The sequence below is a fragment of the Maribacter sp. 4G9 genome (assembly GCF_002742265.1).
In the GTDB taxonomy this organism is placed as follows: domain Bacteria; phylum Bacteroidota; class Bacteroidia; order Flavobacteriales; family Flavobacteriaceae; genus Maribacter.
Genome location: NZ_MDGL01000110.1, coordinates 1 through 10314 on the forward strand (window position 1 = coordinate 1; position 10314 = coordinate 10314).

Annotated in this window: 12 protein-coding genes and 1 tRNA gene; 6 read left to right on the forward strand and 7 right to left on the reverse strand. The window is 40.1% G+C overall.

Features of this window, described 5'->3' with window-relative positions:
• Together BFP75_RS22125 and BFP75_RS10955 are read left to right on the forward strand one after the other, a co-directional pair.
• A partial coding sequence (locus tag BFP75_RS22125; RefSeq protein WP_240531765.1) for an ATP-binding protein occupies window positions 1–90 on the forward strand: 90 nt, incomplete at its 5' end.
• A gap of 97 nt (window positions 91–187) precedes the next feature.
• Window positions 188–400 carry a phospholipase D-like domain-containing protein gene (locus BFP75_RS10955; protein ID WP_240531766.1) on the forward strand — a complete coding sequence of 71 codons (213 nt, stop codon included), beginning with the start codon at window positions 188–190 and terminating at the stop codon, window positions 398–400.
• A gap of 5 nt (window positions 401–405) precedes the next feature.
• Here the strand turns inward: BFP75_RS10955 and BFP75_RS10960 are convergent, their stop codons facing one another.
• The 5 genes from BFP75_RS10960 to hisC are packed head-to-tail and all read right to left on the reverse strand — an operon-like array spanning window position 406 to window position 6036.
• Complete coding sequence (locus tag BFP75_RS10960) at window positions 406–1284, reverse strand: flavin reductase family protein (protein ID WP_099545441.1); 879 nt, start codon at window positions 1282–1284, stop codon at window positions 406–408.
• Window positions 1285–1287: 3 nt separating this feature from the next.
• Window positions 1288–2517, reverse strand: a complete 1230-nt coding sequence (fahA, locus tag BFP75_RS10965; RefSeq protein ID WP_099545449.1) for a fumarylacetoacetase — start codon at window positions 2515–2517, stop codon at window positions 1288–1290.
• A 22-nt stretch (window positions 2518–2539) separates the two neighbouring features.
• Window positions 2540–3700, reverse strand: coding sequence for a homogentisate 1,2-dioxygenase (locus tag BFP75_RS10970; protein ID WP_099545442.1), 1161 nt, complete (start codon window positions 3698–3700; stop codon window positions 2540–2542).
• A 51-nt stretch (window positions 3701–3751) separates the two neighbouring features.
• Window positions 3752–4882 carry a 4-hydroxyphenylpyruvate dioxygenase gene (hppD, locus tag BFP75_RS10975; RefSeq protein WP_099545443.1) on the reverse strand — a complete coding sequence of 377 codons (1131 nt, stop codon included), beginning with the start codon at window positions 4880–4882 and terminating at the stop codon, window positions 3752–3754.
• A gap of 47 nt (window positions 4883–4929) precedes the next feature.
• Window positions 4930–6036: a histidinol-phosphate transaminase gene (gene hisC / locus BFP75_RS10980; RefSeq protein WP_099545444.1), complete on the reverse strand. Its 1107-nt coding sequence runs from the start codon at window positions 6034–6036 to the stop codon at window positions 4930–4932.
• Window positions 6037–6150: 114 nt separating this feature from the next.
• Here hisC and BFP75_RS10985 point away from each other — a divergent pair, with 114 nt between their 5' ends.
• The 4 genes from BFP75_RS10985 to BFP75_RS11000 all read left to right on the forward strand — a co-directional run bounded on the left by BFP75_RS10985 (window position 6151) and on the right by BFP75_RS11000 (window position 8708).
• Window positions 6151–6609 carry a MarR family winged helix-turn-helix transcriptional regulator gene (locus tag BFP75_RS10985; protein WP_099545445.1) on the forward strand — a complete coding sequence of 153 codons (459 nt, stop codon included), beginning with the start codon at window positions 6151–6153 and terminating at the stop codon, window positions 6607–6609.
• A gap of 107 nt (window positions 6610–6716) precedes the next feature.
• Window positions 6717–6790: transfer RNA gene (locus BFP75_RS10990), tRNA-Arg, on the forward strand.
• 482 nt (window positions 6791–7272) lie between these two features.
• Entirely contained in the window at window positions 7273–8058 is a 786-nt protein-coding gene (locus BFP75_RS10995; protein WP_099545446.1) for a hypothetical protein, read from the forward strand.
• A gap of 236 nt (window positions 8059–8294) precedes the next feature.
• Window positions 8295–8708 (forward strand): hypothetical protein, encoded by a 414-nt coding sequence (locus tag BFP75_RS11000; protein WP_099545447.1) that lies wholly within the window; start codon window positions 8295–8297, stop codon window positions 8706–8708.
• Window positions 8709–8911: 203 nt separating this feature from the next.
• Here the strand turns inward: BFP75_RS11000 and BFP75_RS11005 are convergent, their stop codons facing one another.
• Both BFP75_RS11005 and BFP75_RS22130 read right to left on the reverse strand, forming a co-directional pair.
• Complete coding sequence (locus BFP75_RS11005; protein WP_099545448.1) at window positions 8912–10180, reverse strand: hypothetical protein; 1269 nt, start codon at window positions 10178–10180, stop codon at window positions 8912–8914.
• Window positions 10181–10222: 42 nt separating this feature from the next.
• A complete protein-coding gene (locus BFP75_RS22130) occupies window positions 10223–10306 on the reverse strand; it encodes an ATP-binding protein (RefSeq protein WP_309474607.1) in 84 nt (27 codons plus the stop codon).
• Between the last annotated feature and the right edge of the window lie 8 nt (window positions 10307–10314).

The following is a 10314-nucleotide window of genomic DNA, read 5'->3' on the forward strand; positions in this document are numbered from 1 at the left end:
GCAGATGCCATTTTAGATAGACTGGTTCACACCGCACATAGAATCAATATAAAGGGAGAATCAATGCGTAAAAAACAAATAAATAAATAGTAAATTTAACCACAATGGAATCGATTTTGAGCACTTAGTTTGCTATGCTCACTTTAATCCGTTTTTAGTGGTTCACTTTGACCGTCCTTTCCACTCAGTGGGTTCTGGAAATTTTGATTACCGAAGTTTTGAACATAACTTTGAAACCAATGTCCTTATTTACGATAAGGACATCGCACAAAAAATTGAAAAGTTTTTTTTCGGCCACTGTAAAAAGGAAAATTTGCTGGAAAAGGAGTCCTTTAAAAAACGGTCCATTTACTTTAAGTTTATGGAAGGCCTAGCCAAATTTTTTAGTCCGTTACTTTAAACAGACTAATAAAGACATAACAAAGCAAGGGCGTCCTCTGTCCTGTTCTCTTCCAGCCATTTTTTGGCCAATTTATGAATACTAACTTCATTGACTGCACTTTCCAACAATTCCTTGACCTCGGGTAACTCCGCCACCCTATCAATGTCTTCTTGGGAGGGTACCGTTTCCAAATTTCCCAAGCGTCCTAAATTATTCCCCGTTAGTACGGTGCTGTTTCGAACGGCGGCGGGTAATTGATCTACCCCCATACCCTTGTTGCGAATCGGTTTAGGAATTTCAAAAAGGGAATCGCCACTGGAGCGTGTATACCAGTTTCCGCCCATACGACCTACCAAATCCAACTTTGTGGTATCCAGTTTTTGATCCGAATCCAGATAGGCCTCATTAATGTGAACTAGTTCCACTTTGGCCAAAATCAGGTTACCGGCACCTGGGGTGTCGGCCAATTCTATCACTTCGGTCACCGAACACTCAATGGCTACCGGAGCCTCCCCTACCCTAGGTGGTTTTACCTTTTCACTGGGCACTTGGGTAAAACCGGCTTTTACAAATTCGTTCACGCCCTTGTCATAGGAAGTGCTGGCCAAAGACATTTGCTCTACCATAGGGTAATTGACGATATTGATGACCACTTCCGGTACTTCCAAAACATTCTGATGGGAATGCTTCATAGAACCATCACGACCGCTCCTATTGGGAGAAAATATCATGATCGGTGGGTTGATACTGAAAATATTGAAATAACTATAAGGGCTAAGATTTACATTTCCTTCGGAATCAATGGTACTGGCAAAACAAATAGGTCTTGGGGCTACAGCAGAAAGAAGATAGGCATGTAGCTCCTGTTGTGGAATTGTATTAGGGTCAATTGTTTTTATCATATTTTATTTTTTCGCTGGTAAGATTGTACCGGACACTTCTCCAAATCCTACTCGAATATCATTTTTAATGGCGTAACCCTTCATACTTATGGTATCATTATCCTCAATAAAAGTGCGGGTTTCACCTTGTTGTAATTCAATCGATTTCTTACCGCCCCAGGATAGTTCCAGCAAGGAACCATATGCGGTTTCGTCCATACCTGAAATAGTACCCGAAGCCATCATGTCCCCCACCTTCACATTACAACCATTTACGGTATGATGTGCCAATTGTTGTGCCATGTTCCAGTACATGTATTTAAAGTTGGAGCGACAAATTGTTAGGGGATTGGAATTATCAGTAGCCAAGGAAACCTCCAGATGTATATCATAATTCAGCGGCCCACTGGATTTTAGGTAAGGTAGTATTTCAGGGTCTTGTTTTGGTCCTTGGACTTTAAAAGGTTCCAGTGCCTCTAGGGTTACGATCCAGGGTGAAATGGACGAAGCAAAACTCTTGCCTAGAAAGGGGCCTAAAGGAACGTATTCCCATTTTTGGATATCTCGGGCGGACCAATCATTGAACAGGACCATGCCAAATATGTGTTCATGTGCTTTTTCAACGGGTATAGATTCGCCCAACTCTGTTTCTTTCCCAATAATGAATGCCATTTCCAGTTCAAAATCCAACCGTCCAGAAGGCTTGAAAACCGGGATTTTTTCCCCTTTGGGCAACACCTGACCTTTAGGTCTATATACGGGCGTACCGCTAACCACAATGGACGAGGCCCTACCATGATATCCTACGGGAAGGTGTTTCCAATTGGGAAGGAGGGCATTCTGCGGATCACGGAACATTTTACCTACATTGGTGGCATGTTCCAAGCTGCTATAGAAATCCGTATAATCCCCAATGCTCACAGGAAGATGCATTTTGGCTTTGTTTTGATCAACAAGGGCCCCCGATACATTTTTCAGTTCAGAATTTTCATCCGATAATAGTTGTTGCACGTCCAAACGTACTTTTCTGGTTATTTGCTTACCCAATCCAATGAAATCATTCAGAAAAGGTTTTGAAAAATAATGCTCCCCAACATCCAACAAATCGGCCTTGGCCAAAATAGCCAAATCGACGATTTGAGTGCCAATGGCGATACCGGCCCTGGGTTCATTTTCATCCACGGAGAAAATACCAAAGGGTAAATTGTAAATTGTAAAATCAGAATCGTGGCGAACATCGACCCAAGTAGACATTGGTTTCATACTTGATTTTATTTTATGAATTCAACCAAGATTGATAATAGTTACCATCGTCCAATTTCATAGCGTTTTCCGTCACCATCAACGGCCTAAACGTATCGATCATCACCGCCAATTCTTCGGAGCCTTTTTGACCGATACTTCGCTCTACGGCACCTGGATGCGGACCATGCGGAATTCCGGCCGGATGCAATGAAATATTGCCGGGGGCAACCCCGTTCCTGCTCATAAAATCCCCATCCACATAATACAATACCTCATCGGAATCGATATTGGAATGATTGTAGGGCGCTGGGATAGATTTTGGATGATAATCGTACAATCTGGGCACGAAGGAACAAATCACAAAGGCCGAGGTCTCAAAGGTTTGATGTACTGGTGGCGGCTGATGAATCCTACCTGTAATGGGCTCAAAGTTATGGATTGAAAATCCGTAGGGATAGTTATAACCGTCCCAACCTACTACATCGAACGGATGCCCTTCATAGAGCATTTCATGCAGCACCCCTTGCTTTTTCACCTTCAAAAGGTGCTCCTTCATATCGGTATGCGTCTCCAGATTCTCTGGGAGTTTATAATCCCTTTCACAATACGGCGAATGCTCCAACAATTGCCCGAACCAGTTTCGATATCTTTTCGGGGTGTAAATGGGAGTAAAAGACTCCGCATAAAAAATACGGTTCTCCTCGGTATCAAAATCGATTTGATAGATTACCCCACGGGGAATAATAAGGTAATCCCCGTACTCAAAAGAAATATTACCAAAAATAGTTCTGAGCGTTCCAGAACCTTTGTGGATGAACAACATTTCATCCGCATCGGCATTCTTATAAAAGTAATCGGTCATGGATTGCTTTGGTGCCGCCACCCCTATATGTACGTCATTGTTCACCAAGAGGGGCTCCCTCGCCTCCAAAAAATCATCCTTGGGCTTCGCGTTAAAACTCACCAATTTTAGAGAACGTATGTGTTTTTCCAGGGCAATTTTAGGGGAAACATCGGTACTCTTCAATATTTCCTTGACCATTGTCGGTCGGTTATGATGATAGAGCAGCGAGGACATCCCATCGAACCCTATAGTACCGAACAACTGCTCCGAATAGAGTTCACCGTCCGGCCTACGGAATTGCGTATGGCGTTTTGGGGGAATAGTACCTTGTTTGTGATATATGGGCATAAACTGAATTTTTAGTTTGTGAACTTCTTTTAAAATTACTCATTTAGGTCCTTATAAAGTACCTCTGAGTTCCTGCTCACGTTCTATGGCTTCAAACAATGCCTTAAAATTACCTTTTCCGAAGGAGGTTGCACCCTTTCTTTGGATGATTTCAAAGAACATGGTAGGTCTTGCCTGAACGGTCTTGGTAAATATCTGTAACAAGTAGCCCTCATCATCACGATCAACTAAAATCCCCAACTTACTTAGCGACTCTATATCCTCGTCAATTTTACCGACCCGTTCCGTAAGCACATCATAATAGGTGGTTGGAACGGTTAAAAACTCCACTCCCCTACTTTTTAGTTCGGAAACGGTTTTTAAAATATCATCGGTAGCAACCGCAATATGCTGCACGCCTTCGCCTTCATAAAACTCCAAATATTCATCCACTTGGGATTTCTTCTTGCCCGGTGCGGGTTCATTAATCGGAAATTTGATGCGACCGTTACCGTTGCTCATCACTTTGCTCATCAAGGCCGTGTATTCCGTGGAGATTTCCTTATCGTCAAAGGAAAGAATTTGGGTAAAGCCCATAACTTCCTCGTAGAACTTCACCCAATAGTTCATTTTGCCCTCTTCCACATTCCCTACCATATGGTCTACATACTTAAGGCCTACCGGTTCCGGTTGATAGTCCGATTCCCATTTCCGATATCCTGGCAAAAACACCCCATTATATTCCTTGCGTTCCACAAAAATATGGACCACTTCTCCGTAGGTGTGAATACCGGAGCGAACCACTTTTCCCTGGTCGTCCTCTTCCACCTGAGGTTTCATATAACTTTTTGCACCGCGTTTCATTGCCTCCTCATAGGCATAGGTGGCGTCCTCGACCCAAAGTGCCGTTACCTTAACACCGTCACCATGCTTATCTATGTGCCTACCTACATCGGTTCCACTTTTTAAGGGAGAGGTTAGGACCAATCGTATTTTGTCCTGTTGTACCACATAGGATTCAAGTTCCCTACTTCCAGTTTCCAGGCCTTTATAGGCCAAGGATTTAAAACCAAATGCGGTTTTGTAGAAGTGTGCTGCTTGTTTGGAATTGCTCACATAGAGTTCCAGATAATCGGTGCCGTTGATCGGCATAAAGTCCGTTGCTTTTTCCTGTTTTTTTTCTGATGCTATTGTTGTTGACATATTGACTTACTTTATATTGTTGTTAATGCAACATAGTTGCTAAAAATTTATGACGTTACTGTTTTCATTTTTACAATGGAATCCAAGGCGTTCAATAGTGCTTCGTTGGAAGCTCTGGTACCAAAGGAAATCCGGACTTTCCCAGGGGCTCCAAAATTGCCCACAGGTCTTACCATAATACCCTTTTGCTCCAATAAGGCTAACAGTTCAGTATCAGGAATGGGGGGGTGAATCATTACAAAATTACCCTGGGTAGGCCAAAATTTGATTTGTAGTGTACTTAGTCCCCTAAGCACAAACTCACGTTCCTGACGTATAAGGGCTACGGTCTTTTCAACAAATTCAGCGTCCTCCAAAGCTGCAATGGACCCTTCCAAGGCCATGGTGGACAATAGAAAGGGTTTACAAATTTTTCTAATGTAATTGCTGATATGCAAAGGGGCATAACAATACCCCACACGAAGCCCAGCTAATCCATAGGTTTTGGAAAAACTGTTAATGGCAATGATGTTTTGACATTTTTTTACGAAAGGTAAAGCCGATGTATAGTCCGCAGCTTCTGCAAAATGACGGTACACCTCATCCAAAACCACAATGACGTGGGATGGAACTTTATTTAAAAAGGCAGTCAAATCTTCCTTGGGAATATAATTCCCCGAAGGATTATTCGGTGAGGCCAAAAATATCAACTTCGTTCGTTCGTTCACCGCATTTAAAATGCCTTCCAGATTATAATCAAAGTTTTCCGTCATGGGAACGTTGATGGCGGTCGCCCCCATCCAACGCGTGAATGCGGTATAAGGCAAAAAACAAGGCTGACTTACAATCACTTCATCGCACTCGTTAAGAAAGGCTTTTGAAATCATGTCGATGATTTCCGACCCACTATTGGCCGTAATAAAATGATTTTCGGTAAGTTCTTGTTTAAAATCCCTGACCAAGGCTTGTCTTAATCGGATATCCGTATTGTCCGGATAAAGACTCAACTCGTCTAGTGAATCCATTAGGGCCTTTTTAACCTTAGTGGAATACCCAAAAGGGTTTTCATTGGAAGATAACTTATGCACTTCCATGCCCTCTGGCATAACAATTTTCTTGCTTCCGCCCTTATAGGTACTGTCTTCTAAAATGTAGGTTTTAAACTGTATCGGCATGCCTGTTTCTCCATTCTCTTTTAAAGGTTTAAAATTACAAAAAATATTTCATTTTGTTGCATTAACAACAATTTTAACGATTTTCTATGTATTTTTGTCCATAAGCTACCATGTATGGACAGGACCGAAGGATTTGGCGTATATATTGACCGTACTTTGAAAAAGGTACAAAGCACCTTTTTACAGGCCTTTTTGGACAATGATATTGATTTGACCATTGAGCAATGGGTCATACTACAACGTGTACATCTGGAAGGAAAGAATGCATCCCAGGCAGACATCGCCAAATCCAACTTTAGGAATAGGGCGACCACTTCCCGTGTTATCAGTGGGCTTTGCAAAAAGGGTTTATTAAAAAAACAGCGGTTCAGGGACGACCAAAAACGCTATAAATTGGTCATGACGGACGATGGCCAAAAACTTATGGAACGGGTACTACCCATAATAAAAGACCTAAGGAAGGTAAGTACCATTAATATTACGGAAAAAGAGTTTGATATTTTCTACCAGGTATTGGACCAACTCTATGACAATTTTGACCACTACGAGGGCTATAAAATGTCAAGCTCTTAGTTACTTTTTGTAATAGGGTATCTTTTAGGACGATTTGGTTTTACCAATATGTATTTTTTACTAAATTTGCAGCCACATTTAAAAAACCCATTCTTTTAAATGTATAGGGTCGCGTAGCTCAGCTGGATAGAGCATCTGCCTTCTAAGCAGACGGTCACAGGTTCGAATCCTGTCGCGATCACTTGAAAATCAAGACTTTAAAGATTTATTTCTTTAAAGTCTTTTTTATTTGCACTCAATTTGCACTCAAAATTTGAGGTTATTTGGCTTAATATGGCTTCTTTTGTAACATACAACAACCTTATTTACCCAAAAGCCATCATTTTCTTTTTCTCCCTATCCACAAAAAGCACCCGTAGGGTGCTAAAATATATATAGAAATCAAATTAATCTTTGAAAGATTTTAGTTCCATAAAAATTGAATTTTTAGAACTATTAAAGATGACGACAAATGGAACTATAAACAGATAATTTTATATCGTATTTGAACAGTCTTTTAAAATGGTTCTTTTATGGAGCTGGGATATTCGTTCATAAATATTAATTTAATCTCAAGTATATATGGTTATTGGTGAAGTATAAAACTTGGCGATGATTCAGCGTACAACGCAACCAAGATACCATAACTACATCTTTTTGATAAATATCCAAAACAGACAGATTATGAAAAATATTGTTTACTGCGTCTGGATTTTAATAATATTATTGGGTTGTTCCGAAGAAGGTGAAGAGAGATTATTCAGTTTTTCGGAATTAATTGACCCAATCGCCATCGATGTATATTGCCAAAGTTCACCAAATGAATTATTGAGAAGGATAGAATATGAATATTCGAACAACAGCTTGATTTCAGAGACAATATTTGCCAATGGAAATTTGCAAAGCAAAAAAATATTGGAGTATAATTCCAAAAAGCAGTTGATTAGTGAAATTACTGAACTCAACTTGAGAAAAATAAACAAATCGTTCATTTATAATGATTTGGACCAATTAATAAACATAAAGTACAAAATCACCGATTATGACATCAACGGGCAAGAGGTAGCCGAAAGTGAGAGTGAGGCACCTCTTGAATACGAGAATGGGCTTCTCGTCAAAGATTGGGAATCGTGGGGAGGATTCAATACGTACGAATATGAAAATAATCTGATAGTATCAAAAACAGAATATACAAAAGCGGGTGAAAAACATCATATCACGACGTATAAGTATTCTGACGATTTATTGATTGGGGAAATAAAGGAAACCAAATCTGGCAATGTCCTATATTCAAAAGAATATTTTTATGACACCAAAAGTAGGTTGATCCAGATCAAAGATGGTGAGAATACCATTGAGGAAAATGATTACGACAACGATAAACTAATTGAGAAGAGAACATTCTATTTTGGAATTGACCCTGGATTTGATATTTGCCTCGGAAATTACATTTACAAATATCAATACTAACTATTGCCAACTGCCAGCCATTTGAAAGGCATTAGTTAAGTTCTTTAAGATGAACCAAAGGGCATCATATTTTGGTCTGTATTATGTTTTAAGGGGAATAAATCTTTTAGTATGTGTTTCACATAGTTAATAAATCACGCAACTATACTGAAGAATTCACATCTAAATAAGAAATTCTAATGATGATTTTCCATAAATACAGATTCTTAAAAGTCTTATCAATAGCTTTATTTCTTTTGAGTTGCGATAGTGATGGAGGATTTGACCCCAATACTGAACAAAGAATTGATTTTGAAAAATTCACCTTGGTCACTCCTTTGGATTGGGTACGTTTTTACCCTCAAGGCACTGACGGCTTCTTTGGAGGACTTACGAATAACAGGGATACTCTTTATTTTGATTATGGCGTTTTCTCTTTTTCCTCTATTGATGACGTTAGTGAGAATGACGAAACAATCAGCTTTCAGGAGCTTATAGTTGGTGGTTACTCTTCGAAAATTGTTTTGGAAAAAAGAGAAGGAGAGATTAGTACAAGATTTTCGTTTTACTCTGATAAAAAAGATGGCACGAACTTGAACAGGTTATATTGTTATGCCCCAAAAGACCAAGAATTGATTAAAGGTATATTTTTGTCGCATAGGTTTAAATAAACCTAACCTTTAAAGTCATAAACAGAATGCAAATTCCCAGTTTTTCAAAAATTTGCTCCAAGTCTATTCAAACGTTGTAATTTACAAAAAGTCTTTGTTCGTAATAGAAGTGACCATAAAACGATTTTTTTTTTGGAACTCAAGTTGCATATTATAAGTACTCCAGAGGTCTTAAATTTCATAAACGTATCGCTCCTTGAATCTTATAATGAATGCCCCGTACCCATACTTTTCCTCTTAAATTTTGTAAAATCCGTAAACTCATCCTTAAACCCGTTGTACATCTCTTCAGTTTTACCGCCACTGCCGCCCAATAACGAACTGATGGCATAAACGCCTTTTCGTAACATGCGTTTGTGTTGGTAATTTGTCGTACGTACCGTTACCTCGTTCAGACTTTTGCGTAGTCCGTTGTCCATCTGGTGCTGTACCATCTCCCGATGCAGGTTCGGATAGACTTTTTCACTTGTCAGCATAAAGGCGACCTTATCGTATACTCCCCTTTCCATGAGATGCCCAGCCCATAGGTTTTTGAGATTGTCCCTGCCCTCCTCGACAAGTCCGTTGATGACGTTTTCTTGTCCTTTTAATGTTTCGGTCAGATTGGTAATAGTATTCAAATAGAGGCTCGTTCTTTTAGGCAATTGGAAACTTGTTTTGTTATCCGTATAGATAGACTTGACCTCGAAACCTTTTTCTCCCTTTACGAAATAGAAACCTTTGGCGTTGAAAAGGGCAATGTAGTCCTTTGGGGACTTTTCGAAAGGGGCATGCATCCGTTCCGCATTCGTTACATAGGAAGCCAGAGCAACACTTTCATATTGCTGTTTGTAAACTGGGTTCATTTTTTCATAAAGATTTGGAAATATCATTGGCAGGAAAATGGCCGATGCCGTCAGTCTGGGACTGTTTTCCGAAGACTGTTCCGATAACATTTCGAGCATCAAGTGGTTTTGTCGGACGAATCCCGAGGATACATAGTTGTCCAGATTCTCAGGGAAAGGCAAACGGCCCAATGGAACGGGAACGGTATGCCTGTTCGACTTAGCAAAAGACAATTTATTATCATGGTATTTTACCCCTAACGATTGGAACAGAAGACGAACGCTTCCCTGTTTCGTGCCAACATCGAAAACACCTTTTTTCAATACCTTCCCGATGAGTTTGAACTTGTTTTCCAAGGTTTCTCTTTCTTTTTTGGTTTCCAGTTGGAACAATCTTTCCCTGACCGTTGGGAACTCTCTTTCAAGTGCTTTACTCAAATGTTCTTTTCGATTTTGTGGAAGATAACGGTCAAGGGAAATATAGCTTCTCGATGGCGTTATAGTTGGAAGCAAATCGTCAAGTTTCTTTGTCAAAATATTTTCCGAGAGCAGGCCGTCCGGTCTTGGGGATTTCAGATAGGACGTGGTCAATGCCTCTTTGGATAAGCCGGGTAAACTGACCCACCTTCGCCGGATGAAACTGACCATGGCAAATGGACTGCCCAGATTTGATCTATCCTTGGGTTAAACTTAGTTTTTATTTTTCAATTTTCTTCTCATTGATTCTCCTTTTATATCTATTCTGTGAGCTGTATGCACCAAACGGTCGAGGATGGCATCGG

What these genes read in the sequence shown, in the direction of transcription:
- BFP75_RS10960 (WP_099545441.1), bottom strand. Translation starts at nt 1,284, where the DNA reads ATGATAAAAACAATTGACCCTAATACAATTCCACAACAGGAGCTACAT.
- fahA (WP_099545449.1), bottom strand. Translation starts at nt 2,517, where the DNA reads ATGTCTACTTGGGTCGATGTTCGCCACGATTCTGATTTTACAATTTAC.
- BFP75_RS10970 (WP_099545442.1), bottom strand. Translation starts at nt 3,700, where the DNA reads ATGCCCATATATCACAAACAAGGTACTATTCCCCCAAAACGCCATACG.
- hppD (WP_099545443.1), bottom strand. Translation starts at nt 4,882, where the DNA reads ATGTCAACAACAATAGCATCAGAAAAAAAACAGGAAAAAGCAACGGAC.
- hisC (WP_099545444.1), bottom strand. Translation starts at nt 6,036, where the DNA reads ATGCCGATACAGTTTAAAACCTACATTTTAGAAGACAGTACCTATAAG.
- BFP75_RS10985 (WP_099545445.1), top strand. Translation starts at nt 6,151, where the DNA reads ATGGACAGGACCGAAGGATTTGGCGTATATATTGACCGTACTTTGAAA.
- BFP75_RS10995 (WP_099545446.1), top strand. Translation starts at nt 7,273, where the DNA reads ATGAAAAATATTGTTTACTGCGTCTGGATTTTAATAATATTATTGGGT.
- BFP75_RS11005 (WP_099545448.1), bottom strand. Translation starts at nt 10,180, where the DNA reads ATGGTCAGTTTCATCCGGCGAAGGTGGGTCAGTTTACCCGGCTTATCC.